Source organism: Aureimonas sp. CAS, from assembly GCF_059838215.1.
The window spans coordinates 1,984,884-2,011,388 of sequence record NZ_CM187563.1 but is presented as its reverse complement, the minus strand read 5'-3'; the positions used below and the strand labels follow the sequence as shown (position 1 = coordinate 2,011,388).

General features: G+C 69.2%; 22 protein-coding genes and 1 tRNA gene. 9 read left to right on the top strand and 14 right to left on the bottom strand.

Annotated elements, in window-relative coordinates; genetic code table 11:
• Window positions 1-52: 52 nt before the first annotated feature.
• The 3 genes from AC6R2M_RS09775 to AC6R2M_RS09765 form a co-directional block, all read right to left on the bottom strand.
• Window positions 53-250, bottom strand: coding sequence for a hypothetical protein (locus AC6R2M_RS09775; RefSeq protein WP_500481625.1), 198 nt, complete (start codon window positions 248-250; stop codon window positions 53-55).
• Between the two features lie 174 nt (window positions 251-424).
• Window positions 425-1,591 (bottom strand): acetylornithine deacetylase, encoded by a 1,167-nt coding sequence (argE, locus tag AC6R2M_RS09770; protein ID WP_500481624.1) that lies wholly within the window; start codon window positions 1,589-1,591, stop codon window positions 425-427.
• Complete coding sequence (locus AC6R2M_RS09765) at window positions 1,588-2,610, bottom strand: LysR substrate-binding domain-containing protein (RefSeq protein ID WP_500481623.1); 1,023 nt, start codon at window positions 2,608-2,610, stop codon at window positions 1,588-1,590. The genes argE and AC6R2M_RS09765 overlap by 4 nt, the downstream gene beginning before the upstream one ends.
• Window positions 2,611-2,670: 60 nt before the next feature.
• Between AC6R2M_RS09765 and AC6R2M_RS09760 the strand changes: the two genes are divergently transcribed.
• The 9 genes from AC6R2M_RS09760 to rnhB all read left to right on the top strand — a co-directional run bounded on the left by AC6R2M_RS09760 (window position 2,671) and on the right by rnhB (window position 13,822).
• A complete protein-coding gene (locus AC6R2M_RS09760; RefSeq protein ID WP_500481622.1) occupies window positions 2,671-4,287 on the top strand; it encodes an ABC transporter substrate-binding protein in 1,617 nt (538 codons plus the stop codon).
• Between the two features lie 68 nt (window positions 4,288-4,355).
• On the top strand, window positions 4,356-5,333 hold the full coding sequence (locus AC6R2M_RS09755) for an ABC transporter permease (RefSeq protein WP_500481621.1): 978 nt from the start codon (window positions 4,356-4,358) through the stop codon (window positions 5,331-5,333).
• The gene (locus AC6R2M_RS09750) at window positions 5,330-6,253 is read left to right on the top strand and encodes an ABC transporter permease (protein ID WP_500481619.1); all 924 of its coding nucleotides are present in this window, start codon (window positions 5,330-5,332) and stop codon (window positions 6,251-6,253) included. Before AC6R2M_RS09755 ends, AC6R2M_RS09750 begins: the two co-directional genes overlap by 4 nt.
• Window positions 6,250-7,233 carry an ABC transporter ATP-binding protein gene (locus tag AC6R2M_RS09745; RefSeq protein ID WP_500481617.1) on the top strand — a complete coding sequence of 328 codons (984 nt, stop codon included), beginning with the start codon at window positions 6,250-6,252 and terminating at the stop codon, window positions 7,231-7,233. The genes AC6R2M_RS09750 and AC6R2M_RS09745 overlap by 4 nt, the downstream gene beginning before the upstream one ends.
• Window positions 7,230-8,231, top strand: coding sequence for an ABC transporter ATP-binding protein (locus tag AC6R2M_RS09740; protein WP_500481615.1), 1,002 nt, complete (start codon window positions 7,230-7,232; stop codon window positions 8,229-8,231). The genes AC6R2M_RS09745 and AC6R2M_RS09740 overlap by 4 nt, the downstream gene beginning before the upstream one ends.
• A 39-nt stretch (window positions 8,232-8,270) precedes the next feature.
• Complete coding sequence (locus AC6R2M_RS09735; RefSeq protein WP_500481613.1) at window positions 8,271-9,698, top strand: M20 family metallopeptidase; 1,428 nt, start codon at window positions 8,271-8,273, stop codon at window positions 9,696-9,698.
• Window positions 9,699-9,818: 120 nt separating this feature from the next.
• A complete protein-coding gene (locus AC6R2M_RS09730) occupies window positions 9,819-11,243 on the top strand; it encodes a phosphomannomutase (protein ID WP_500481611.1) in 1,425 nt (474 codons plus the stop codon).
• A gap of 91 nt (window positions 11,244-11,334) precedes the next feature.
• Window positions 11,335-13,092, top strand: coding sequence for a gamma-glutamyltransferase (gene ggt, locus AC6R2M_RS09725; RefSeq protein ID WP_500481609.1), 1,758 nt, complete (start codon window positions 11,335-11,337; stop codon window positions 13,090-13,092).
• 40 nt (window positions 13,093-13,132) lie between these two features.
• Window positions 13,133-13,822: a ribonuclease HII gene (gene rnhB / locus AC6R2M_RS09720; protein WP_500487553.1), complete on the top strand. Its 690-nt coding sequence runs from the start codon at window positions 13,133-13,135 to the stop codon at window positions 13,820-13,822.
• Window positions 13,823-13,852: 30 nt separating this feature from the next.
• Here rnhB and speB read toward each other — a convergent pair whose 3' ends face one another.
• The 11 genes from speB to AC6R2M_RS09665 form a co-directional block, all read right to left on the bottom strand.
• Window positions 13,853-14,932, bottom strand: coding sequence for an agmatinase (speB, locus tag AC6R2M_RS09715; protein WP_500481607.1), 1,080 nt, complete (start codon window positions 14,930-14,932; stop codon window positions 13,853-13,855).
• Between the two features lie 345 nt (window positions 14,933-15,277).
• Window positions 15,278-15,354 (bottom strand) — tRNA-Asp (locus tag AC6R2M_RS09710).
• A gap of 519 nt (window positions 15,355-15,873) precedes the next feature.
• A complete protein-coding gene (gene rpmG, locus AC6R2M_RS09705) occupies window positions 15,874-16,041 on the bottom strand; it encodes a 50S ribosomal protein L33 (protein ID WP_500481604.1) in 168 nt (55 codons plus the stop codon).
• A 216-nt stretch (window positions 16,042-16,257) separates the two neighbouring features.
• A complete protein-coding gene (locus tag AC6R2M_RS09700) occupies window positions 16,258-16,887 on the bottom strand; it encodes an NUDIX hydrolase (protein WP_500481602.1) in 630 nt (209 codons plus the stop codon).
• 98 nt (window positions 16,888-16,985) lie between these two features.
• Window positions 16,986-17,423 carry a DUF983 domain-containing protein gene (locus tag AC6R2M_RS09695; protein ID WP_500481600.1) on the bottom strand — a complete coding sequence of 146 codons (438 nt, stop codon included), beginning with the start codon at window positions 17,421-17,423 and terminating at the stop codon, window positions 16,986-16,988.
• Window positions 17,420-19,678, bottom strand: a complete 2,259-nt coding sequence (rnr, locus tag AC6R2M_RS09690; RefSeq protein ID WP_500481598.1) for a ribonuclease R — start codon at window positions 19,676-19,678, stop codon at window positions 17,420-17,422. Before rnr ends, AC6R2M_RS09695 begins: the two co-directional genes overlap by 4 nt.
• Before the next feature lie 5 nt (window positions 19,679-19,683).
• Window positions 19,684-22,371 (bottom strand): type I DNA topoisomerase, encoded by a 2,688-nt coding sequence (gene topA / locus AC6R2M_RS09685; protein ID WP_500481596.1) that lies wholly within the window; start codon window positions 22,369-22,371, stop codon window positions 19,684-19,686.
• Between the two features lie 115 nt (window positions 22,372-22,486).
• Window positions 22,487-23,602: a DNA-processing protein DprA gene (dprA, locus tag AC6R2M_RS09680; protein WP_500481594.1), complete on the bottom strand. Its 1,116-nt coding sequence runs from the start codon at window positions 23,600-23,602 to the stop codon at window positions 22,487-22,489.
• Window positions 23,599-24,210, bottom strand: coding sequence for a glycerol-3-phosphate 1-O-acyltransferase PlsY (gene plsY / locus AC6R2M_RS09675; RefSeq protein ID WP_500481592.1), 612 nt, complete (start codon window positions 24,208-24,210; stop codon window positions 23,599-23,601). Before plsY ends, dprA begins: the two co-directional genes overlap by 4 nt.
• The gene (locus tag AC6R2M_RS09670) at window positions 24,207-25,511 is read right to left on the bottom strand and encodes a dihydroorotase (protein WP_500481590.1); all 1,305 of its coding nucleotides are present in this window, start codon (window positions 25,509-25,511) and stop codon (window positions 24,207-24,209) included. Before AC6R2M_RS09670 ends, plsY begins: the two co-directional genes overlap by 4 nt.
• Complete coding sequence (locus AC6R2M_RS09665; protein ID WP_500481589.1) at window positions 25,508-26,461, bottom strand: aspartate carbamoyltransferase catalytic subunit; 954 nt, start codon at window positions 26,459-26,461, stop codon at window positions 25,508-25,510. Before AC6R2M_RS09665 ends, AC6R2M_RS09670 begins: the two co-directional genes overlap by 4 nt.
• Window positions 26,462-26,505: the final 44 nt, after the last annotated feature.

The following is a 26,505-nucleotide window of genomic DNA, read 5'->3' as shown; positions in this document are numbered from 1 at the left end:
GCGGGAATCCAATCATGCGGGTCTTTCGCCGGTCGCCTTCGCGACCGGTCTGTCAGTCCGAACCGTGGAACAGGCTCGTTCGGGAACGTTCGAGCCGGGTGAGGAAGGCGCGCTTCTCGTCGGCTCGGGTCGGGCGGCGGGCATCCCCGGTGGAAGCGGCGCGCGACTTGGCAAGCGGCATGCCGCCGTCCGTGGACGGCCGGAGGGTGTCGATCGTGCGGGCGGTGCGGCTTTCGTTGCGAACGGACATGGAAATTTCGATCTCTCTCACGTGCATCGCCGACCGCTCCACGGAAGCGGAGGATCGCGCGGCCCCCGGGGGGCTCGATGTCGGAAATGGACAGGACGGGGTGAAGGTTGCGACTTGCGGCAGATTGCCCGCGCACGCAACCCTTCGGCACGGACTGCGTGCGTCGGCCCGCGGTCAGCGGGCTTCGCTGCTGTTCCAGGCGATCAGCTTGTCCAGGAACCGGTCGCAGCGGTCGAGCTGGCTCTGCTCGACATACTCGTCCGGCCGATGCGCGACCGTGATTGAGCCCGGTCCGCAAACGATCGTCTGGCAGCCGAGACCCTTCGCGAACAGTCCGGCCTCGGTGCCGTAGGCGACCTTCGAATGCCCGTTCGCTCCGGCGAAGGATTTGGCCAGTGTCGTGATCTCGGCCTCCGGCGGGGTGTCGAGGCCGGGGAACCCGGCATAGACCTCGACGTCGATCCCAGTGTCCGGCGAGACCGCCCGCATCTCCGCCGTCAGCTCCCGCGCATAGGCGCGAAGCTCCTCGACATAGATGTCCGGATCCTCGCTCGGCAGCGCGCGGAACTCGCACAGGAACGAGCACTCGTCCGGAACGATGTTCAGCGCGGTTCCGCCGGCGATGGTGCCGGTGTGGGCGGTGGAGAAGGGAACGTCGAAGGCCTCGTCGCGCGCGCCGTCTCCGGCGAGGCGCTTGGCGATCTCGCGCATCCGCACCACCATCAGTGCGGCGTAATCGACCGCGTTGACACCCTGGGGCGCCAGCGACGAGTGGCAGGCGAGACCGCGCACGGTCACCTTCATGGAGCGCTTGCCCTTGTGGCCGGTCACCACCTCCATCATCGTCGGCTCGCCGACGACGCAGTAGGCCGGCGCCACGCCGTCCTCGGCGAGACGCTCGACCATGCGGCGCGCGCCGACGCAGCCGACCTCCTCGTCGTAGGAGAAGGCGATGTGGATCGGTCGGACCAGTTCGCTCGTCAGCATCCTGGGCACCGCCGCCATGACGCAGGCGAGGAAGCCCTTCATGTCGCAGGCGCCCCGCGCATGGAGGCGTCCGTCGCGCTCCGTCAGCTGGAAGGGATCGCTCGACCAGTCCTGCCCGTCCACCGGCACGACGTCGGTGTGGCCGGACAGGATGATTCCGCCCGGCACGTCCGGCCCGATCGTGATCCAGAGATTGGCCTTCTCTCCCGTCTCGTCCGCGATGCGCCGCGCGCCGATGCCGTGATCGGCGAAGAAGCCTTCGACGAACTCGATGAGCGGGAGGTTGGAGTTGCGGCTCGTCGTATCGAAGGCCACGAGCCGGGCGAGGAGGTCCGCGCTCGTCGGAGAGGTCATGGGAAGGTCCTTTGGAAGGCGGGAACGGCTTCGCCGGCCCCGGCCGACACCAGACTCATGAAGTCGGCGACGGCGGGCGGGCAGGGGCGGCTGGCGGGAAGCAGGAAGGAGGCGCGATAGGCGATGGCGGGCGCGAAGGGAAGGGCCGTCACGGACGGGTCCAGCGAGCGCTGGATCGCCATCGGATTGAGGATCGCGATTCCCAGCCCGTGCCGGACGAATTCGAGCGCCGAGACCACGGTCGCGGCCTCGATCGCGATTTTCGGGCGAACGCCTGCCTGATCGAAGATGCGGTCCACCGCGGCGCGGCCGGAATGTCTGCGCGTCAAAGCGACGAAAGGCTCGCCGTCGAGGTCTTCCGGCGTGACTTCGAGCCGCCCCGCCAGGCGGTGCTGGGCCGGCATCACGCAGATCGCGCTCGTCTCCAGAAGGAGTTCGCTCTGGACGCCCTGATGATGGACCGCATTGTCGGTCAGCGCGACGTCGAAACGGCCCTCGGCGACGCTCGTGACGAGAACGTCGCTCGATACGATCTCGAAGCGGAGGTCGAGCCGCGGATGGGCCTTGGCGAAGCTCGCCACGAAGGGCGGCAGAAAACGGTGGGCGATGGTCGGGGAAGCGGCGATGGTCAGCTCGCCCTCGTGACCGGAGGGCCGCTCCTGCGCGGCCTGCGTGATCCGCTCCAGCGCCACGAACAGCGGCCCGACCTCCGCGGCGATCGCCAGAGCGTGCGCGGTGGGCAGCAGCCGGCCGCCCGATCGCTCGAACAGGGGCTTGGCGAGCTGGGCTTCCAGCTGTGCGACGGCGCGGCTCACCGCCGGCTGCGAGAGGCCGAGCCGACGGGCCGCATTGGTCGCGGTCCCGGTCTCGACGATCGCCTGGAAAACCTCCAGCTCGCGCAACGTGACGGCGGACCGGCGGGCGTTCGGCGTCCGGTCGTCGGGGAGGGGCGTCGAAATCCGTGCCTCGTCTATAACCATCGTGCATGAAATTTCTGCTTTGCGTTTCGCATAACGCATAATAGCGTCCCTGCCAATCGCGCCGCAGGGCCGATGACGCGGAGTTCAGGAGACGCGACGATGATGAGACATACGACGAGTCTGGCCGCCGGCCTCATCGCCTTCGGGGCGTTGGCCGCGCAGGCGCAGGCCCAGACGCTGCGCATCGGTCTGGCCTCGGAGCCGACCTCGATGGACCCGCAGTTCCACAATCTCGCGACCAACACGCAGGTCCGGCAGAACGTCTTCGAATCGCTGATCCAGCAGGATCCCACCCAGGCGCTGGAGCCGCAGCTCGCGACCGAGTGGGAGGCGGTGAACGACACGACGTGGCGCTACAGGCTGCGCGAGGGCGTTACCTTCCATGACGGATCGCCCTTCACCGCCCGCGACGTGATCTACAGCGTCTGCCGCATTCCGCTGGTGGAAAACTCCCCGTCCTCCTTCAGCCTCTACACCTCCTCCGTCACGTCCATGACGGCGGAGGACGACCACACCCTCATCATCGAGACGGACGGCCCCAACCCGCTGCTTCCCGTGGAGAGCTCCACCTGGGCGATCCTGTCGGCGACAGCGGCCGGCGCCGAGGATACGGTCACTTTCGGCCCGAACAACACCTGCGAGGGTCTGGGCGAAGTACCGCAGCAGGCCGCCTTCAACGATCCGTCGGTGGCGTCCGGCACGGGGCCGTACACGCTCGGCGAATACACCCGCGGCGCCCAGATCGTCCTGAACCGCAACGACGGTTACTGGGGCGAGGCGCCGGACTGGGAACAGGTCATCCTGCGCCCGATCTCCAGCGCCGGCCCCCGCGTCGCCGCGCTCCTGTCGGGCGACGTGGACCTGATCGAGTCGCCGCCGATCCAGGATCTGCCGCGTCTGGAGCAGTCCGGCTTCTCGGTCGTCGATTCCCTCTCCAACCGCGTCATCTATCTGGCGCTGTTCCAGCAGGAGAATCCCCCGTCCATCACCGGGACCGATGGCCAGAACCCTCTGATGGACCAGCGCGTGCGCGAGGCGATCTCGCTGGCGGTCAACCGCGAGGCGATCGTGGAGCGCATCATGGGCGGCTATGCGGAGGCCGCCGGCGAGCTGCTGCCGCCGCCCATGTTCGGCACATCGGGCCGCGCGGCCGATTCCTACGACCCGGCGCGCGCGCAGGAGCTTCTGGCGGAGGCCGGCTATCCGGACGGCTTCGGCATCACCCTCGGAACGCCGAACGACCGCTACATCAACGACGAGCAGGTGGCGCAGGCCGTGGCCCAGATGCTGGCGCGCGTCGGCATCGAGGTGAACGTGGACGCCTCCACGGCGAGCCAGTTCTTCTCGCGCCGGAACGCGCTCGAGTTTCCGATGTTCCTGGCCGGCTGGGGCGCGGCTTCGGGCGAAATGTCCTCGCCGCTGCGCTCGCTGGTGGCGACCTACGACCCGGAGGCGGGCATGGGCGTGACCAATGCCGGCCGTTACTCCAACCCGGAGATGGACGAGATCCTGGCCCGCGCCATGGTGACGATCGACGACGACGAGCGCTCGCAGCTTCTCCAGGACGCCGAGACGCTGGCGCTCGACGACCACGGCATCATTCCGCTCCACTACGAGCGGTCCGCCTGGGCGATGTCGCCGAAGGTCACCTACGTGCCGCGCGTCGACCAGTACACTCTGGCCTACGCGGTGAAGCAGGCCGAAGGCGCGCAGTAAGCCGACCAGCGAAAACGGGCGGCGAGGGCGGCTCTGCGCCCTCGTCCCCGCCGGAGCGTGAACCCTCGATGCTCGTCTATCTGATCCGCCGGCTCGGCCAGAGCCTGATCGCCATCGCGGTCATGGGAACGCTGGTCTTCCTCGGCGTCTATGCGATCGGCAACCCGATCGAGGTGCTCGTCGCCCCCGACGCCACGCAGGCCGAGCGTGCCGCGACCATCGCCCGCCTCGGCCTCGACCAGCCGCTCTGGCAGCAATATCTGACCTTCGTCGGCAACGCCTTGCGGGGCGATCTCGGCACCTCCTTCGTCTACGGGCGGCCGGCGGTGGAGATCATCCTGGAGCGCCTGCCGGCGACGATGGAACTGGCCTTCGTCGCGCTCTTCATCGCCGTGTTCCTCGGCGTCCCGCTCGGCGTCTACGCCGGCCTCAAGCCGGATTCGATCGGCGGCCGCTCGGTCATGGCCGGCTCGATCCTGGGCTTCTCCCTGCCGAACTTCTGGCAGGGGCTCATCCTCATTCTCGTCTTCGCCGTCTTCCTGGGATGGCTGCCGGCGGGCGGGCGGGGCCAGACGGTGGACCTGTTCGGCCTGCGCGTCTCCTTCCTGACGGCGGACGGCTGGCGGCATCTCCTGCTCCCCGCGCTCAACCTCGCGCTCTTCAAGATGGCGCTGGTGATCCGGCTGGCCCGCGCGAACACCCGCGAGGTCTCGCTGCAGGATTACGTGAAGTTCGCGCGCGCCAAGGGCATATCGCCGCGCCGCATCGTGCTCGTGCACATCCTCAAGAACATCATGATCCCGGTGGTGACGATCCTCGGTCTCGAACTCGGCTCGATGATCGCCTTCGCCGTCGTGACCGAGACGGTCTTCGCCTGGCCGGGAATGGGCAAGCTTTTGATCGACTCGATCAACCTCCTCGACCGGCCCGTGATCGTCGCCTACCTCATGCTGACGGTGGTCATCATCATCACGATCAACCTCGTCGTCGACGTTCTCTACTCCTTCCTCGATCCGAAGGTTCGCCTTGCGGGAGACGCGGCATGAGCGAGACGACGCTTCCCGCCGCCGAGCCGCAGCCCGACCGGGCGAAGCGGGACACGCCCTTCAGGCGCCTCGTGCGCGGCTTCTTCGCCGACAGGCTCGCGGTTCTCGGCCTCCTGGTCTTTGCCCTGATCGCGGTGCTCGCCTTCGCGGCGCCCTGGATCATGCCGCAGAACCCTTACGACCTGCGCTCGCTCGACATTCTCGATGGCGGCCTGCCGCCCGGCGAGACGAGCTTCTCGGGCATGACCTACTGGCTCGGCACCGACGCGCAGGGACGCGACATGCTGTCGGCCATCTTCTACGGCCTGCGCATTTCGCTGATCGTCGCCTTCGTCTCGCTCGTCTTCGCCATCACCATCGGCGTCGCGGCGGGCACGGCGGCAGCCTATTTCGGCGGGAAGCTCGAAAGCGCCATCATGCGCCTCGTCGATCTGCAGCTCTCCTTCCCCTCCATCCTCATCGCGCTGATCCTGCTCGCGCTCTTCGGACGCGGCATCGGCATGGTCATCGTCGCGCTCGTCATCGTCCAATGGGCCTATTACGCGCGCACGGTCCGATCCTCGGCGCTGGTGGAGACGCGCAAGGACTACATTCAGGCGGCACGGTGTCTGGCGCTGTCGCATCGGCGGATCATGTTCCGGCATCTCCTGCCGAACTGCGTGCCGCCGCTGATCGTCGTCGCCACGGTCCAGATCGCCAACGCCATCGCGCTGGAAGCGACGCTCTCCTTCCTCGGCGTCGGCGTGCCGGTGACCCAGCCCTCCCTCGGGCTCCTGATCGCCAACGGCTACGACTACCTCCTCTCCGGCCGCTACTGGGTCTCCGTCTTTCCGGGCATCGCCCTGCTCACGACCATCGTCGCGATCAATCTCGTCGGCGACCGGCTGCGCGACGTCCTGAACCCGAGGCTCCAGCGATGAGCGCGCTTCTCGATGTGCGGGGCCTGAAGACCCACTTCCTCACCGAGGACGGCGTCGCCAAGGCGGTGGACGGGGTGGACCTGCGCCTGGAACGCGGCCAGATCCTCGGGCTCGTCGGCGAATCCGGCTCCGGCAAGTCGGTCACCGGCTTCTCGTTGCTCGGCCTCGTCGATCCGCCGGGACGGATCGTATCCGGCCAGGTGATCTTCGACGGGGACGACCTCGTCGCGGGCGGCGAGCGGATGATGCGGCGCCTGCGCGGCAAGCGGATCGCCATGATCTTCCAGGACCCGATGATGACGCTGAACCCGGTGCTCCGGGTCGACACGCAGATGGTCGAGACCGTGCTCGCACACGACAGGGTCTCGAAGGCCGAAGCGCTGGAGCGCTCGCGCAAGGCGCTGGTGCAGGTGGGCATCTCGGCGCCGGACGAGCGGCTGAAATCCTACCCGCACGAATTCTCCGGCGGCATGCGCCAGCGCGTGGCGATCGCCATCGCGCTCCTGCACAAACCCGACCTCATCATCGCGGACGAACCGACGACGGCGCTCGACGTGACCATCCAGGCGCAGATCCTCGCCGAAGTGCAGAAGCTGTGCGCCGAGACCGGTACGTCGCTCATCTGGATCACCCACGATCTGGCGGTCGTTTCCGGTCTCGCGGACCGTCTGGCGGTCATGTACGCGGGCCGGATCGTCGAGGAAGGGCCGACCGCACAGGTGATCGCGGACCCGCGCCACCCCTACACCAAGGGCCTGATCGAGTCGGTGCCGCATGGAAAGACGCATGGCACAATGCTGAAGCAGATCAAGGGCATGGCTCCGTCTCTTCTCAATCTACCCGAAGGGTGCCGTTTCCGTCCGCGCTGCGAGCGCGCCGACGAGGCCTGTCTCGTCGAGCCGCCGCTGGGCGAGATGGGCGCGGCGCGCCGGGCGCGCTGCTTTCACCCGCATGGCGCCGCACCGGAGGCGGCACGATGAGCGCGCCGCTGCTGGCCGTCGAGGGCGTCGCCAAGCGGTTCCGGCAGGAGCTCGACGTCGCGCAGAAGACGGCTCGCCTGCTCGGCTCGACGATCGAGGCGAAGACGGTCCATGCCGTCGATGGGGTCGATCTCTCGGTCCAGAAGGGCGAGGTCGTGGGGCTCGTCGGGGAGTCGGGCTGCGGCAAGTCCACGCTCGGGCGCATGGTCGCCGGGCTCCTCAGCGCCACCGAAGGGCGCATTCTCTACAAGGGTCGGGACGTCGCGGCTCTGAAAGGGGCGGAGGCCCGCGAGGCGGCGCTCAACATCCAGTTCGTCTTCCAGGACCCGATGTCCTCGCTCAATCCGCGCATGCGCGTGTCGGAGATCATCGGCGAGGCGCCGCGCGTCCATGGGCTCGTGCCGCGCAAGCAGATGGACGGCTTCCTGGCGCAGACGCTGGAGCGCGTCGGGCTCGATCCTTCGGTGCGCAGCCGCTACCCGCACCAGTTCTCCGGCGGCCAGCGGGCCCGGATCGGCATCGCGCGGGCGCTGGCGGTGAACCCCGAGTTCATCGTCTGCGATGAGAGCGTCGCCGCGCTCGACGTTTCGATCCAGGCGCAGGTGCTGAACCTCTTCATGCGCCTGCGCGAAGAGCTCGGCCTGACCTATCTCTTCATCAGCCACGATCTGGGCGTCGTGCAGCACATCTCCGACCGCATCGCCGTCATGTATCTTGGCCGTATCGTCGAGACCGGCGAGGCGCAGTCGCTCTTCGCGGAGCCGAACCATCCCTACACCCAGGCGCTGATCGCCGAGATCCCGCGCTTCGACACGCAGAAGCGGCGCTACAATCCGATCCGGGGCGAGATCCCGTCGCCGCTCAAACCCCCGTCCGGCTGCCACTTCCACCCACGCTGCCCGCACGCCTTCGATCGCTGCTCGGCGGAACGGCCGGTGCTGAAGGAGATCGCGCCCGGCCGGCTTTCGGCCTGTCATCTGAACGACCGCGCGGCCTGAACCCTTTCCCCCATTCGCATACGCATGAAGGAGACCGACATGCAGAACACCGCCCGCATCTGGGACCTCGTCGAGGACCGCCGCGCCGATTACCTCGACCTGTCGGACCGCGTCTGGGGCATGCCCGAAATCGCCTACACCGAGTACCGCTCGGTCGCGGAGCACCGCGCGATGCTGGAGAAGGAAGGCTTCGCCATCACCGACGAGCCCGCCGGCATTCCGACGGCGGTGATCGGCGAGGCGGGCAGCGGCGGCCCGGTCATCGCGTTCCTCGGCGAGTACGACGCGCTGCCGGGTCTCAGCCAGGAGGCCGGCGCGACCGAACACAAGCCGCTGCCCGGCAACGGCTACGGCCATGGCTGCGGCCACAACATGCTGGGCTCGGCCGCGCTCCTCGCCGCCACGGCCTACAAGAGGTATCTGGAGGAGAACGGGCTGCCCGGCACGGTACGCTATTACGGCTGCCCGGCCGAGGAGGGCGGTGCCGCCAAGGCCTTCATGGTGCGCGACGGGCTGTTCGACGACGTCGATGCCGCGATCACCTGGCACCCGGCGGCGATCACCCGCGTCGACGATGCCCGCTCGCTCGCCAACACCCGAATCGACTTCACCTTCAAGGGCCGCGCCAGTCACGCGGCGGCCGCCCCCCATCTCGGCCGCTCCGCCCTCGACGGGGTGGAACTGATGAATGTCGGCGTGAACTATCTGCGCGAGCACGTGCCGCAGGACAGCCGCATCCACTACGCCATGATCGATTCCGGCGGCATCGCGCCGAACGTCGTGCAGGCCAGGGCGACGGTGCGCTACGCCATCCGCTCACGTGACATCCACGGCATGAAGGCGCTGAACGAGCGGGTCATCAAGGTCGCCAAGGGCGCGGCGATGATGACCGAGACCGAGGTCGAGGTGAAGGTGCTGTCGGCGGTCTCCAACCTTCTCGGCAACACGCCGATGGAGGAGATCATGTTCGCCAACATGGAGCGTCTCGGTCCGGTCGAGTTCGACGAGAGCGACCGGGCCTATGCGCGCCAGATCCAGGGCACGCTGACCGAGGAAGACATCCGCAGCGATTATGCGCGTTCCGGCGCGCCGGTGCGCGACGACACGCCGCTGTGCGACTTCCTGGTTCCGCTGGAGGCCGAGGGCGAGGCGATGATCGGCTCGACCGACGTCGGCGACGTTTCGTGGGCGGTGCCGACCGTTCAGGCGCGCGTCGCGACCCATGCGATCGGAACGCCCGGCCATTCCTGGCAGATCACGGCGCAGGGCAAGGCCGGACCGGCGCACAAGGGCCTCGTCTATGCGGCCAAGGTGATGGCGGGCACGGCGGTCGATCTCCTCACCGATCCCGATCTCCTGGAAAGCGCCAAGGCCGATCATCGCGCCCGCACGACGCGCATGCCCTACGAAAGCCCGATCCCGGCCGACGTGAAGGCGCCGATCCAGCCGCGCCCCGCCGGCGTCTGAGGGAGCGGACGGTTCCGGTCGTCCGTTCCATGGGTTAAGGGCAGGCGGATCAGGGGGCGGTGCAGAGGTCGCGCCGGCCCCTCGGTCCCCGACCCCTTCTGCCTTCAGACGGATGACCCGATGACGAGCCTGAGCTTTGGAACCAGCGGCCTGCGGGGTCTCGTGACGGACCTTACGGGCGAACCCGCACGGCGCTGGACCGCCGCGTTCCTCGCCCATCTAGAATCCTCGGGATCGGTGGAGCGCACCCTTCTCGTCGGCCGCGACCTGCGGTCTTCGAGCCCTACGATCGCGAAGGACTGCGCGGCGGCGGCGCAGGCGCGCGGCTGGAACGCGATCGACTGCGGCGCTCTGCCGACGCCGGCTTTGGCGCTGGAGGCGCTGCGCCGGAACGCCGCCGCCGTGATGGTGACGGGCAGCCACATTCCCGACGACCGCAACGGGCTGAAATTCTATTCGCCGGGCGAGATCACAAAGGCAGACGAGGCGCCGATCCGCGCCGCCTTCGAGGCCCTGTCGCAGCCGGCGGGCCCGGGTGACGCCGAAGCCGTCGAGGACATCTCGGCCGAGGCTCTGGCGGCCTACTGCTCCCGCTATCTCGATGCCTTCGCACCCGACGCCCTCGACGGCCTGACGGTCGGCGTCTACCAGCAGAGTTCGGTCGCGCGCGACATCCTGCCGGAGATCCTGTCGGGCCTCGGAGCGGACGTCGTTCCGCTCGGGCGCGCCACACGCTTCGTGCCGGTGGACACCGAGGCGCATCGCCCGGAGGATCTGGCTCTCATCCAGGACTGGGCGGGCGAGGGACGCTTCTTCGCCATCGTCTCGACGGACGGAGACGCCGACCGTCCGCTGGTCGCGGACGGTGCTGGCCATGTTCTGCGGGGCGACGTTCTCGGGCTCCTGACCGCCGCCCATCTGAAGTCCCGCACGATCGTCACGCCCGTCACGTCGAGCGGCGCGGTCGAGACCTCGCGCGTGGCGGAGCGCGTCGTGCGCACCCGCGTCGGCTCGCCCTTCGTCATCGAGGCGATGGAAAAGGAGATCGCGGCCGGCGCGGCCGGCGTTCTCGGCTTCGAGGCGAATGGCGGCGTGCTGCTCGGCTCGCAGGCGACCCTCGCGGGCGGTTCGCTGTCGGCCCTGCCGACGCGCGACGCCGTCCTGCCGATCCTCTGCGCGCTCGCCGGTGCCAAGGCGAAGGGCCTGAGCCTGCGCGCGCTCGCCGACACGCTCGGCGCGGGCCATGCGCTGGCCGACCGCCTGAAGGAGGTGCCTGCGAGCGCCAGCCGCCCGTTTCTCGACCGCCTCGCCGCCGATCCCGCCTATGCCGATTCTCTTCTGGCGGAGGTCGGCCGGATCGCCGAGCGCGATACGCTGGACGGTGTCCGCTTCCGGCTGGAGGAGGGCTCGATCGTCCACTTCCGCGCCTCCGGCAACGCGCCGGAGCTGCGCGTCTATGTCGAGGCCTCGGACGAAGCGCGTGCCCGCACCCTGCTCGGGCTCGGGCTCGATCTCGCCGAGCGGGAGACCCGCAGCGCGGGCTGATCGGTTCGTCTAAATTCCCGCCGAGGGTGGCCGCCGAGAGAGGCTTGCGCCATCATCCCCCGACCGAAACGAGGACGGGGGAAACGGGACGATGGCACGGAGCGGGCTTCTTTTCACGACGGTCGCGGCGCTTTCGGTCGGTGTGACGGCGGTCTTCGCACAGGACGCGCAGCGGCCCCAGCCGGAAGCGGCGACGGGGTTCGAGGCGCGCGAGGCCGTCACTAGCCGGACCGACATGGTCGTGGCCGCGCATCCTCTGGCCGCGGAAGCGGGGGCCGAGATCCTGGCCGAAGGCGGCAGCGCGATCGACGCGATGATCGCGACCCAGGTGGTGCTCGGGCTCGTGGAGCCGCAGTCGTCGGGGATCGGAGGCGGCGCCTTCCTCATTCATCACGATGCGAAGTCGGGCCGCATGGTCGCCTATGACGGACGCGAGACCGCGCCCGCCGGGGCCGACGCGGACCTCTTCATCGGCGAGGACGGCGAGCCGCTCGGCTTCATGGACGCCGTCGTCGGCGGCCGCTCGGTCGGGACGCCGGGCACGGTCCGCCTTCTGGAGCTCAGCCATCGCCTGCACGGGCGCTTGCCGTGGGAGCGGCTGTTCGAACCCGCCATCCGTCTGGCGGAAGACGGTTTCGAAGTCGGCGACCGTCTCGCCTCGCTCGTCGCGGGCGACCGCGAAAACATGCGCCAGGACGCGATCCGAGACTACTTTCTGCCCGGCGGCGAGCCGATCGCGGCGGGCTCCACGCTGCGCAATCCGGACTACGCGGCGACGCTGCGGGCCATCGCGCAGGACGGCGCCTCGGCCTTCTATTCGGGCGAGATCGCGCAGGACATCGTCGATGCCGTCCAGGGCTTCGAGGCCAATCCGGGACGTCTTGAGACGGAGGATCTGACGAACTACCGCGTCGCCGTGCGCGAGCCCGTCTGCGCCCCCTTCCAGGTCTACGAGGTCTGCGGCATGGGGCCGCCGTCGAGCGGCGCGCTGACGCTCGGCCAGATGCTGTCCCTGCTCGATCATTTCGACATCGGCTCGCTCGACCCGCTGTCGCCGGAGGCGACGCATCTCTTCGTGGAGGCCTCCCGGCTCGCCTATGCCGACCGCGCCCTCTACATGGCCGACGAGGATTTCGTGCGCGTGCCGAGCCGCGGGCTGCTCGACCCGGCCTATCTGACGGCCCGCGCCCAATCGATCTCGCGCTCGGGAGCGGCCGAGGCGGTTTCGGCCGGCAACCCGCCCTGGCGCGAGGCCGAGCTCCGCGCGCCCGACCGGAGCCTCGAACTGCCCTCCACCAGTCACGTCTCCATCGTGGACCGGGACGGGAACGCCGTGTCGTTGACGACCACGATCGAGGCCGGCTTCGGCTCGCGCCTGATGGTGCGGGGCTTTCTCCTCAACAACGAGCTGACCGACTTCTCCTTCGTGGCCGAGGAAGAGGGCCGGGCCGTCGCCAACCGGGTCGAGCCGGGCAAGCGGCCGCGCTCCTCGATGGCGCCGACGATCGTCCTCGACCGGGGCGGCGAGCCCGTGCTCGTCGTCGGCTCCCCCGGCGGCGCGCGCATCATCCCCTATGTGGCGCGCACGATTCTGGGCACGCTCCTGTGGGACCTCGACCCGCAGGAGGCGGTCTCGCTGCCGCATGTGACGACGCTCGGCGGTCCGGTCGATCTGGAGGAAGGCCGCGCGCCGGCAGAGCTCGACGAAGCGCTGACGGCGCTCGGCCATCAGGTTCGGCGGATGGAGCTGACGAGCGGCACCCACGCCATCCTCATCCGCGACGGCGAACTCGTCGCGGGGGTCGATCCGCGCCGCGAGGGCGCGGCGGTTTCGAGCGAGGGCCGCTGACGGGCTTGCGCGGGGCAGGGTGCTGACGGACATTCCGCCGATCATGCCCCGCACCAAGACCGATTCGCCCGCTTCGAAGGCCGTCCGAAAGGCGCGTGCCGTCGCCCCGCCCGTCCGGCCCGATCTCTCGCTGGAGGCCGAGCGTCGGTCGCGGGGCGCGCTGCGCGTCGCCGGCATCGACGAGGCGGGCCGGGGGCCGCTGGCCGGACCCGTCGTGACCGCCGCGGTGATCCTCGACCCGGACGCCGTGCCGGACGGGCTCAACGATTCCAAGCAGCTGACGATGGAGGACCGGGAGCGCCTGTTCCCGGAAATCCTGCGCTGGGCGCAGGTGTCCATCGCCTCGTCCTCCTCGGCCGAGATCGACCGGCTGAACATCCGCCAGGCGACCCTTCTGGCGATGGTGCGCGCCTTTCGCGGGCTGGGCGAGGTGCCGTGCCATGCGCTGATCGACGGCAACGACGTGCCGCTGCCGCTTCTGTCGAAGGCCTCCGCCATCGTGAAGGGCGACTCGCGCTCGCTCTCGATCGCCGCCGCCTCCATCGTGGCCAAGGTCACGCGCGACCGTCTGATGCAGCGACTCTGCCGGTCCTTCCCGGCCTACGGTTTCAGCCGGCACATGGGCTATGCGACCCCGGTTCATCTGGCGGCGCTGACGGCGCTCGGCCCGTGCCCCTTCCACCGGATGAGCTTCCGGCCGATCCGGCCGGAAGACCCGCTCCTGATCTAACCGATCAGGCTTTCAGAAAATCGATTCCGATTATCGGGCCGATGCCGTAGCGGCGCGGCCCTTGCGGCCCGGCGCGAAGACCATGAGGCTGGCGATCTCGAACAGCATCTGCGCGCCGGCATGCGCGGTGTTCGTCGTCGCGTCGTACTGGGGCGCGACCTCCACGACGTCGCCGCCCACGATGTCGATCCCCTTCAGGCCGTGAAGGAGCGCCATCACCTCGCGCGTGGAAAGTCCGCCGATCTCCGGCGTGCCGGTGCCCGGCGCGAAGGCGGGGTCGAGGCTGTCGATGTCGAAGGAGAGATAGACCGGCCCGTCTCCCACGACCTCCAACGCCTTGGCGATCACCGGCTCGACGCCGGAGCGGCCGATCTCCTCGGCGTGGACGACGGTCATTCCCGAGTCGTAGGAGAACTCCCACAGATATTCGGACGAGCCGCGAATGCCGATCTGGATCGTGCGGCGCGGGTCGAGGACGCCGTCGAGAACGGCGTTGCGGAAGGGCGCGCCGTGATGGAAGCGGTTGGCGTCGAACTCGCCCGCCGTGTCGCAATGCGCGTCGATGTGGATCATCCCGACCGGGCGGTCGCGCCCGACGGCGCGCAGCAGCGGATGCGAGATCGAATGGTCGCCGCCGACGGCCAGCGGCAGCGTTCCCGCCTCGACGATGGAGCGCGCGAAGCGCTCGATGTCGGCGTGGCATTCCTCCAGGCGATAGCGCCCGGCGAAGGGCACGTCGCCGAGATCGGCCATTCTCATCTCGATGCCCGGCGCGCAGTCGAGGACGTGATTGTACGGGCCGACACGCTCGATCGTGCGAACCGCGCGCGGGCCGAAGCGCGCGCCGCTGCGGTTGGTGACGCCGATGTCCATCGGAACGCCGAAGAGGCCGACGTCGAGCTCGTCCAGAGCACCCGGCTCGCGCTCGAGCGAGACCGCGGGCGCCGCCAGGAAGGTCGGAATGCCGGAATAGGGCGTCTGGCGCGTGCCGCGGCCCGAGATGACGCGCGAGGCGATCGCCTGGAAGCGCTCGTCGAAAAGGGCGCCCTCCTTGCCGGGCTGAGCGTATTTTCCGCGCAGGCGCCGGAGCTCGTCGTCGAAATCCGCCATGTCGCTCCATCCGATCGTCGAAAAAGGGCCGGAGGCGACGAACGAGTCGCCGCATGCGAGTCCTCATACGCGTCCCGTCGCGCTCTCGCCAGCGTCGAGCGGAAGGGCGGTCGGGGCGTGGATGCAGGGACAGCGCTCGGACAGTCGGAGGCGAGCTTGCGTGCCGTTCGGAGCGTCGGGCGAAGGGGTGTTCGGAAGGCGGTCTTGCGGGCGCGAATGGTCGCCTTGGAAGACGTCCCGCGGCCGCGCCATCGTTGAAAGCCAACGCCACCGAAACGCGAACCAGTCGTTCAAAGACGACTTCAGCCTGCGCGCGGATCTGACTGATTCAAATTGGGAAATGAATGGCGCGAGTGACGGGGCTCGAACCCGCGACCTCCGGCGTGACAGGCCGGCACTCTAACCGACTGAGCTACACCCGCGCTTGCCGCCGAGGCGTTTGTCCGTCGGCGTTGGTGGTCGTTTACGGAAGGCGCCGGGCCCTGTCAAGCAGCTGTCGCACGGCCGAGTTGGAAACCCTTGAAAGCCTTGGATTCGCGCGCTTTCCGTCTACGTCGGAGGAGCGGATCGGGACGCTCGGGACGAATCGCAGGCTGGAATCGTTCGCCCCTTCGCGTCGGATCACAGAATCGCATGGCCGACCGAGGGCTCAGGCCGACCCAATGAGGACAGCGGGACCGTGACGCCGGCGGCGTCGGCGCTGATTTGAACGGGAGACGTGACGTGCCGGGCGTTTCGGCGGCCGATCGCAGCCGGGCAGGCCGGCGCGTCCGGCAGGGGAGCTTCGCGGGTGCTCAGGCGCGACGGCACGGCGCCACGGGACTCTCCCAACGCCCGGTCCGGCTCGGCTCGCTGCCGGAGGGGGAGCCGGCCTTGCCGGTTCCACGAATCAAAACGCCGCCCGGAGGCGGCGTCGACAGTCTGATCGAAGGCGATGCGCCTTACTTGATCTTGGCTTCCTTGAACTCGACGTGCTTGCGCGCGATCGGGTCGTACTTGGTCTTGACCATCTTGTCGGTCATCGTACGGCTGTTCTTGGTCGTCACGTAGAAGAAACCGGTGTCGGCCGTCGAGAGAAGCTTGATCTTGATGGTGGTTGCCTTGGCCATCGTACTTAATCCATCCGCCTTGCGATCGGGCCTCCCGGCGTCGTCCACCCTCCGGGGAACGGGCCGACGCGAGGCGCTGGTGTGTTCATCTTTCGAAGTCTCGCCGAGGCCGGATCACCGGCAAGCATCGACGGACCCGTCGGAACGGGTCCCTTCTGAAGCGCGCACACTATTCATCGCGCCCGCGAAGTCAAGGGCTGCGGGGACCCGTCGAGGCTACAGCAGCTCGACCCGCACGCGCTCGCCGCGCCGACGAATGAAGGGCATCGGCGTCGAAGCGTCGAAAAGCGTGCCGTCCTCGAGGCGCTTCACCGCCTGATCCAGAACGTGCCTCGTGATGTGGTGGAGGTTTTCCGACGCCAGCTCGTCGAGGGTCAGCCAGTCCACGCGGTCGAACTCGTCGGTCGGGCGGCTCTCCAGCGGCACCCGATGAGCGATCGAGTCGGCCGAGACGGCGAAGAATCGGGTGTCGAAGCGGCGCACATTTCCTGTCGGCGTGATCGCGCGGGCGAGCGGGACAAGACGCGCGGGCTCGGGCGCCACGTTCTCGGCTGCGAACTCGTTCCAGACGGGCAGGGCGGAGGCAAAGGCCGCGTCCCTGCGCCCGATCATGATGCCGGTCTCCTCCCAGGTCTCGCGGATGGCTGCGAGCGGCAGGGCGACGGCGCGCCGCGCGTGGAAGCCGGAGCGCGTCCGTGCCGTCAGGCGCCGGAGCGTCTCGCCGGCGACCTCGTGCGAGGCGGCGAGCCTGAGGTCGCCCGGATCGACGCGGCCGCCCGGAAACACCACGCGCCCCGCCATGAAGACATGGCCGCTCGATCTGCGGCCGGCGAGGATGCGCGGCACCGAGCCGGACGAATCGACGATGATCAGGGTCGCCGCGTCGCGGATTCGAACCGCCGCCCTGCGCCCGGATCGTTGCGGATCCGCCTCCGCCTGCGCGCTCAGTGGTCGTGCTCCGCGCCGTGGCCGCCGAAGCCGTGCATGCGCATCGCCCATTGCAGGCCGATGGTGGCGCCCTTGAGCGGCTTCAGAAGGACGAGCGACAGGACGACCGTCACCGAGCACCAGAGGGCGATATGCGCCCAGAGCGGCAGGTCGCCGACATGCTGGACCGCCATGAAGGCGGCGACGACGATATGGCCGACGATGAAGACCGTGAGGTAGGGCGGCAGGTCGTCGGCGCGGTGATGGTGAAACGCCTCGCCGCACTTTTCGCAGCGCTCCACGCTCGTCAGGAAGCCCTTGAAGAGCGCGCCTTCGCCGCAATGGGGGCAGGAGCATTTGAAGCCCCGCCACATGGCCTGTCCGATCGAACGCGGCTCCATGACGGGCTCGATCCCGTCCGCTCCGCCGATCGTCTCGCCCGTCGAACGGGTCATCGCCTCTTTCCTCTCCCGCCCGGCCGCCCGGGCGGCTTGGCGCGCCGCGCCCCGAACCCCTTCCGCGACTTGTGGAAGGACACGTTCGAACGCGGCAGCTCGCGCGTCTCGCTCAGCATCTCGAAGCGCATGGCGCCCGCCAGGGGCGCCGCCTCCACGAGCCGGACCTCGACCACGTCGCCGAGGCGGAAGCCCTCGCCGCTCCGCTCTCCCACCAAGCTATGCATGGCTTCGTCGTAATGGAAGTAGTCGTTGCCGAGCGTCGAGATGGGGACGAAGCCGTCCGCGCCGAACGCTTCCAGCCGCACGAACAGCCCCGCCTTGGTCACGCCGGTGATGCGGCCGGTGAAGTCGGCGCCGACCCGGTCCGCCAGATGATGCGCGATCAGCCGGTCCACCGTGTCGCGCTCGGCGGCCATGGCGCGCCGTTCGGCGGCGCTGATCTCCTCGGCCGTCAGGTCGAGCCGGTCCTCGTCCGCCTTCGTCAGCGCGCCGGGACCGAGCCCCAGGGACAGGATCAGCGCGCGGTGCACGACGAGGTCGGCATAGCGCCGGATGGGCGACGTGAAATGCGCGTATTTCGTCAGGTTCAGGCCGAAATGGCCGATGTTCTCGCGCTGGTACAGGGCTTGGCTCTGCGAGCGCAGGACCATCTCGTTCACCAGATGCTCGTGCTCGCTGCCCTGCACGCGCGAGAGGATCTGGTTGAAATGCGACGGCCGCAGCGCGCCGCTCTTGGCGAGGGGCATGTCGAGCGTGCGCAGGAAGTCGCGAAGCGATTCCAGCTTGGTCAGCGAGGGCGCGTCATGGGCACGGTAGAGCAACGCTTGGCGCTTGGCCTCCAGCGTCTCGGCAGCCGCGACATTGGCCTGGATCATGAACTCCTCGATCAGCCGATGGGCGTCGAGGCGGGGCGGGATGTAGACGCGCTCCACGCGCCCTTCCGCGTTCAGCTTGATCCGGCGCTCCGGCAGGTCGAGCTCCAGCGGTCCGCGCCGCTCGCGGGCGGATTTCAGGCTCGCATAGGCGGCCCAGAGCGGGCGCAGGACCGTGTCGCGTATCTCCGCCGGGGCGGCCGTCTCGTCGCCGTCGATCGAGGCCTGCGCCTTCTCGTAGGCGAGCTTGGCGTGGCTGCGCATCATGATGCGATGGAAGGCGTGCCGACGCTTCTCGCCATCGGCCGAGAAGACCATCCGCACGGCGAGGGCGGGACGGTCCTCGCCTTCGCGCAGCGAACAGAGGTTGTTGGAGATGCGCTCCGGCAGCATCGGCACGACGCGGTCGGGGAAGTAGACCGAATTGCCGCGTAGGCGTGCCTCGGTATCGAGCTTGGAGCCCGGTCGCACGTGGAAGGCGACGTCCGCGATCGCGACGGTGACGATGTGGCCGCCTGGATTGGCGGGGTCCTCGTCCGGGGCCGCATGGACCGCGTCGTCATGGTCCTTTGCGTCGGCCGGGTCGATCGTGACGAGCGGGAGCGAGCGCCAGTCCTCGCGCGACTCCATCGTCGCCGCGCCCGCCGCCTCGGCCTCGTCCAGCACCGCCTTCGGGAAGACATGCGGGATCGAATGGGCGAAGAGCGCGATGGTGGAGATCGCGCGCTCCGAACCCATCGAGCCGACGATGCGCGAGATGCGGCCCTTCGGGAAGCCCGCGCGCGGGCGCGACAGGGCGTTCACCTCCACGAGGTCGCCGTCGCGCGCGCCGTTCACCCCGTCCGGCCCGATCGAATATTCCAGCCCGCGCTTCTCCACCGGATCGACGCGACCCGACCCGCCGGGCATCGCGCGGAAGACGCCGAGGGCGCTGGCCTTGACCTCGTCGAGAACGCGGATGACGCGCGCGCTCGGCTGTTCCTCGTCGTCGAGGATGCGCGCGAGGACGCGGTCACCGAGGCCCGCGGCACGCTGGTCGCGCGATTGCTTGAGGCGGAAGAGAGGGCGCTCGCCCTCCTCGTCCCACTGGACGGGCTCGACGAGAACGCCGCCCTCGTCGTCGCGCGCCGAGACCCGGAAGACGCCGACGGAGGGCAGGGCGCCCGGCTTGGAGTAGCGCTTGCGCCCGCCCTCGATGACGCCCTCCGACTGGAGCTCGGCAAGGATCGTCTTCAGGATCACGCGGTCCTCGCCCTTGACCTCGAAGGCCTTGGCGAGGTCGCGCTTGGTGGCGCGAGAGGGGTTCTCCGCGATGAAGCGGAGGACCGATTCACGGTCGAGCGTCGGGGCGAACGATCGATCCTTCGAACGCCGCGCCACCGGCTCTACTCCGCCGCCTTGGCGGCCGGCTTCTTGGCCGGAGCCTTCTTCGCGGGCGCCTTCTTGGCAGCCGGCTTTTCGCCGTCCGCCGTCTTGCTCGCGGGCTTCTTGGCGGCGGCCTTCTTCGGTGCGGCCTTCGCCTTCGGCGCCTTGCCGGTCTTCTCCGCCCGGTCGGTCAGGATCTGGATGGCCTCCTCCAGCGTGACGGAGGCCGGGTCCTTGCCCTTCGGCAGGGTCGCGTTGATCTTGCCCGTGTTGACGTAGGGCCCGAAGCGGCCGTCGCGCACGGTGATCTGTCCGCCGAGCGTCGGATGCTCGCCGAGGGTCGCGAGCGCCGCGGGCGTGCCGCGTCCGCGCCCGCCGCGTTCCTTCTTCTCCGCGATCACGGTGACGGCCCGGTTCAGGCCGACCGTGAAGACGTCTTCCACCGTCTCCAGATTGGCATAGGCGCCGTCATGCTGGAGGAAGGGGCCGTAGCGGCCGAGACCGGCCAGGATCGGCTTGCCCGTTTCCGGGTGCAGGCCGACCTCGCGCGGCAGCGCCAGAAGCTGCAACGCCTTCTCCAAGTCCATCTCGGCCACGACCCAGCCCTTGGGCAGCGACGAGCGCTTGGCCTCCTTGCCCTCGCCGCGCTGGACGTAAGGCCCGAAGCGGCCGTCGCGAAGGGTCACCATCTCGCCCGTCGCGGGATCGGCCCCGAGCTCCTTCGGCCCGTCGAGCCCGCCCGCATCCGCGCCGTCGGCCGACAGCGAGGTGCCGAGCTGCTTGGTGTAGCCGCATTCGGGATAGTTCGAGCAGCCGACGAAGGCCCCGAACTTGCCGAGCTTCAGGGACAGGCGCCCGGCGTTGCAGCGCGGGCAGGCTCGCGGATCGGAGCCGTCCTCGCGGGGCGGGAAGACGAGCGGCGCGAGCTCCTCGTTCAGCGCGTCGAGAACGTCGGAGACGCGAAGCTCCTTCGTGCCGTCGATCTGTGCGGAGAAGTCGCGCCAGAAGTCCCGCAGGACCTCCTTCCAGGAGAGTTCGCCCGCCGAGATCTGGTCGAGCTTGCCTTCGAGGTCGGCCGTAAAGTCGTACTCGACATATTTCTCGAAGAAGTTCTGCAGGAAGGCCGTGACCAGCCGCCCCTTTGAATCGGGCAGGAGCTTGCGCTTGTCCTGCACGATGTAGTCGCGGTCCTGCAGCGTCTGGAGCGTCGCGGCGTAGGTCGAGGGGCGGCCGATGCCGAGCTCTTCCATGCGCTTGATGAGCGAGGCTTCCGAATAGCGCGGCGGCGGCTCGGTGAAGTGCTGGCTCGTCTCGATCGAGCGGCGCTTCAGATCCTCGTCGGCGCGGATTTCCGGCAGGCGCGAATCCTCGGCATCCTCCTCCGCCTGATCGGCCTGCGACTTCGAATCGTCGCGGTGGTCCTGATAGGCCCCGATGAAGCCCTCGAAGCGGATGACCGACCCGGTGGCGCGCAGCTGCGCGCGCTTCGGGCCGTTCTCCGCCGCGATCTCGACGGTGGTGCGCTCGATCTCGGCGGACGCCATCTGCGAGGCGATCGCCCGCTTCCAGATCAGGTCGTAGAGGCGCGCCTGATCGCGGTCGAGGAAGCGCTCCATGTCCTTGGGCAGCCGGTCGAAGCCGGTCGGCCGGATGGCCTCGTGCGCTTCCTGCGCGTTCTTGGCCTTGGTCGAGTAGAAGCGCGCCTTCTCGGGAACGAAGCGCTCGCCGAAGGTCTTGGCGATGGCCTTGCGCGCCGCGTCGATCGCCTCCGGCGCCATCTGCACGCCGTCGGTTCTCATATAGGTGATGAGACCGACCGTCTCGCCGCCGAGGTCTATGCCCTCGTAGAGCCGCTGGGCGACCTGCATGGTGCGCGATGCCGAGAAGCCGAGCTTCGCCGAGGCCGCCTGCTGCAGCGAGGATGTGGTGAAGGGGGGCGAGGGGTTGCGCCGGGTGGGCTTGGCCTCGACCGACAGGGCGCGGAAACTCGCGCCCTGCAGCATGTCGCGGATCTCGAAGGCTCGGGCCTCGTCTCCGATGGAGAGGCGCTGCAGCTTCTGGCCCTCATAGGCCGTCAGACGCGCCGTGAAATCCTCCGAGCGGGGCGTCGAGAGCTTGGCCCCGATCTGCCAGTATTCCTCGGACTTGAAGCGCTCGATCTCGGCCTCGCGCTCGCAGACGAGCCGCAGCGCGACCGACTGGACGCGGCCCGCTGAACGGGCGCCCGGCAGCTTGCGCCACAGGACGGGCGAGAGGTTGAAGCCGACGAGATAGTCGAGCGCGCGGCGCGCCAGATAGGCGTCCACCAGCGGCTCGTCGATCTGGCGCGGGTTCGCCATGGCGTCGAGGACCGCCTTCTTGGTGATGGCGTTGAAGACGACGCGGCTGACCGGCTTGTCCTTGATCGCCTTCTTCTGGCGCAGAACCTCCAGCACGTGCCAGGAAATCGCCTCGCCCTCGCGATCCGGGTCGGTGGCGAGGACGAGCGCGTCGGCGGACTTCACGGCCGCTGCGATCTCGTTCAGGCGCTTCTGCGACGGCTTGTCGACTTCCCAGTCCATGGAGAAGTCGTCGTCGGGGCGCACGGAGCCGTCCTTGGCCGGCAGATCGCGCACGTGCCCGAAGGACGCCAGGACCTTGTAGCCAGAGCCGAGATACTTGTTGATCGTCTTCGCTTTTGCGGGCGATTCGACGATGACGACTTCCATGTGATGGCGATCCTGGAGGTTGCCGCGACGGGAGAGCGCGGTGCAGTTCGACCGCTCACATGGATTGGCTTCTTCGAGCGGTCAACCCCGTCGCACCGGGGCGCCGGCCCGCGAATCAGGCGAGAAGCGAGACGCCGCCCCCCGGATGACGCTCCAGACGACCGGCCAGATCAAGCTCCAGGAGGACGAGCTGGACGGCCCCCGGCGAAGCGCCGAGATGGGCCACGAGATCGTCGATCGAGACGGGCGTCGGTCCCAGCGCCTGAAGGATCCGCTCGCGCTCGCCTTCGGCGCATTCCTCGTTCGCGGGAAGGTCGGCCTCCTCGTCCAGCTGCCCCGACATTCGGGTCCGGCCGAGAAGAGGCTGCAGCGCATCGAGGACGTCCGCGGCCTCGGTGACGAGGATCGCGCCGTCCTTCAGAAGCTTGTTCGCGCCCGCCGCGCGCGGGTCGAGCGGCGAGCCGGGCACGGCGAAGACGAGCCGGCCCATCTCCCCGGCAAGCCGCGCCGAGATCAGGGAGCCGGAGCGTATCGCCGCTTCCACCACGAGAACGCCGAGCGACAGAGCGACGACGACGCGGTTGCGGCGCGGAAAATCCACCGCGCGCGGCGTCCAGCCGAAGGGCATCTCGGTGACGAGGCAGCCGCCCCGATCGACGATCCGGCGCATCAGCGGCCGGTTCTCGTTCGGGTAGGGCCGGTCGAGCCCACCGGCGAAGACGCCGACGGTTCCCGTCGCAAGAGCGGCCTCGTGAGCCGCCGCGTCGATGCCGCGGGCGAGGCCCGAGACGATGGCGTGCCCCGCGCGCCCGATCTCCTCGGCGAGGCGGCCGGCGAACTTGCAGCCCGCCAGTGAGGCGTTGCGCGAGCCGACGACGGCAAGGCCGGGGCGGGAGAGAAGCGCCGCGTCGCCCATGATGGCGAGAACCGGAGGGGCGGCCTCGGTCACGTTGAGGATCGCCGGGTAGTCCGGTTCGCCCCGGCAGACGAAGCGCGCGCCCAGACGCTCGGCGGTCGCCCATTCGGCCTGCGCGTCCGCTTCGCTGGCGACGCGGATCCGGCGCGAGCCGCCCCGCGCGGCGAGGTCGGGCAGGGCCTCGAGCGCGGCCTCGGCGCCGCCGAAGCGGTTGATCAGGGTCAGGAAGGTGGCCGGACCGACATTCTCGGAGCGGATGAGGCGCAGCCAGGCGAGCTTCTGTCGCTCGCTCAGAGGCCCGCGCCCGTGGCTCACCCCTTGGCCCCGATCTTGCCTTCGGTTCCCGAGAGAAGCCGGGATATGTTCGAGTGATGCTTGAGGTAGACGATCACCGTCAGGAGGCCGGAGAGGCCGGCGGCGGGGACGTTCCCGGTCGTCCAGTAGACGAGCGGCACGACGGCGGTCGCGACGAGTGCGGCCAGCGACGAGTAGCGGAAGAGGTAGGCGACGACGAGCCAGTTCACCGCGAAGACCGCGACGCCGAGCGGCGCGAAGCCGAGGAGCACGCCGATATAGGTCGCGACGCCCTTGCCGCCCTTGAAGCCGAGCCAGACCGGAAAGAGGTGCCCCAGAAAGGCGAAGACGCCCGCGATGGCGGCGGCCGGCGCGCCGAAGTTCCAGGCGATGAAAACCGGCACCGTGCCTTTCAGAAGGTCGGCGAGGAGGGTGAGCGCCGCCACCTTCTTGTTGCCGGTGCGCAGGACATTGGTCGCCCCGATGTTGCCGGAGCCGATCTTGCGCACGTCGCCGAGCCCGAAGGCGCGCGCGAGGACGAGGCCGAAGGGAATTGAGCCGCAGAGATAGCCGAGAGCCGCCGAGACGACGAGCCAGGCCGGCGCGCTCTGCGCGAAGAAGTCCGTCATGCGCGTTCGTCCGCCTTCTCGAACACCGTCCGTCCGGCGACGATGGTACGCACGACGCGGCCCTGAAAGCGAGCGTTCTCGAAGACGGTGTTCTTCGAGCGCGAGCGGATGTGCCGCTCCCCGAACATCCACGGCTCGTCGAGATCGACGAGGACGATGTCGGCGGGCCGTCCGGGCTGGAGCGTCCCGCGGTCGAGCTTCAGGAGCCTGGCCGGGGCGCTCGTCAGCGCCTCGACGATCCGCATCAGGGGAACGGCGCCGGAGTGATGGAGTCGCAGCGCGGCGGGCAGCAGCGTTTCAAGGCCGATCGCGCCGCTTTCGGCCTCCGCGAAGGGGCGGCGCTTGCCGTCCGCGTCCTGCGGGTCGTGCGAGGAGACGATGATGTCGATCGTCCCGTCGTTCAGCGCGTCGATCATCGCGCGCCGGTCGTCCTCGTGGCGCAGGGGCGGGGAGAGGCGGAAGAAGGTGCGGTACTCGCCGATGTCGTTCTCGTTCAGCGACAGATGGGCGATGGAGGCGCCGCCCGTGGCGCCCACGCCGTCGCGCTTGGCGCGGCGCAGGACCTCCGCCGAGCCGGCGCAGGAGAGCTGCGCGGCGTGGTAGCGGCAGCCCGTCAGCTCCGCCAGCCGCAGGTCGCGCTCCAGCGGAATGATTTCCGCCTCGCGCGGCACGCCGGGAAGCCCGAGCCAGGAGGCGAGCAGCCCCTCGTTCATCACGCCGGTGCCGGTGAGGTCGCGGTCCTGCGTCTCGTGAAAGACGAGCGCGCCGAAGTCGCGCGCATAGGTCATGATCCGGCGCAGCAGCGCCGGGTTGGAGACCGTCCGCCGTCCGTCCGAGAAGGCGGTGACGCCGGCGGCCGACAGAAGCCCGATCTCGGTCATCTCCTGGCCGCGCAGGCCCTTCGTCATGGCGGCGGCGGGAAAGAAATTGACCGGCGAGGTCTCGCGTGCGGTGCGCATGACGAACTCGGCGAGCGCCAGATCGTCGATCACCGGATCGGTGTCCGGCATGGTCTGGAGGGAGGTGACGCCGCCGCTGGCCGCCGCCTCGCCGACCGAGCTGATGGTCTCGCGATGCTCGAAGCCGGGCTCGCCCATGAAGACGCGCGCATCGACGAGGCCGGGGAGGGCCAGGAGGCCCCGCGCGTCGATGACGCTCGCGCCCTCGGGCCGGCCCTGGTTCAGCGCGCTCGCGCCCGAGGCCTCAATGCGACCGTCGCGCACTAGGATCGTGCCGGTCTCGTCCAGCCCGCGGCTCGGATCGAGGATGCGGGCGTTCTCGATCAGGAGGGGGGCGCTCATGCGTTCGCTCCTTCGCCGCCGGCCAGCCATTCCATGACCGCCATGCGCACCGCGACGCCCATCTCGACCTGCTCCTCGATCACGCTCTGGGGACCGTCGGCGATCTCGGACGCGATCTCGACGCCCCGGTTCATCGGACCGGGATGCATGACGAGCGCGTCTGGCTTGGCGACGGCGAGCTTCGCCGCGTCGAGCCCGTAATGTCGGAAATATTCCCGCACCGAGGGGACGAAGGAGCCCTCCATCCGCTCGCGCTGCAGGCGCAGCATCATGACGACGTCGGCGTCGCGGATGCCGTCCTCCAGGCGATGGAACACCTGAACGCCCATCTCGGCGATGCCGGATGGCAGGAGCGTCGACGGGCCGACGACGCGCACGCTGGCGCCCAGCGCGTTCAGAAGCAGGATGTTGGAGCGCGCGACGCGGCTGTGCAGGACGTCGCCGCAGATGGCGACGCTGAGCTTCGAGACCGGACCCTTGCGGCGGCGGATCGTCAGCGCGTCGAGAAGCGCCTGCGTCGGGTGTTCGTGGGCGCCGTCGCCCGCGTTGATGACCGAGCAGGCGACCTTCTGCGCGAGAAGCGCCACGGCTCCGGCCGAATGGTGCCGGACGACGAGAAGGTCCGGCCGCATCGCGTTCAGCGTCATCGCCGTGTCGATCAGGGTCTCGCCCTTCTTCACCGACGAGTTGGCGACCGACATGTTCATCACGTCGGCGCCCAGCCGCTTGCCGGCGAGCTCGAAGGAGGCCTGCGTGCGTGTCGAGGCCTCGAAGAAGAGGTTGATCTGGGTCAGCCCCTTCAGCGCCGCCTTCTTCTTCTCGCGCGACCGGCTGACGAGGATCGAATCCTCCGCCCGGTCGAGAAGCTCGTGGATGTCGGGAAGCGACAGGCCGGCGATGCCGAGAAGGTGGCGTCGGGGCGGGGCGGCGGAGGGGAGGGGCGCGCTCATCTTGAGCGCGGCTCTTACGGCAAAAGGCGCCGTCGCGACAAGCC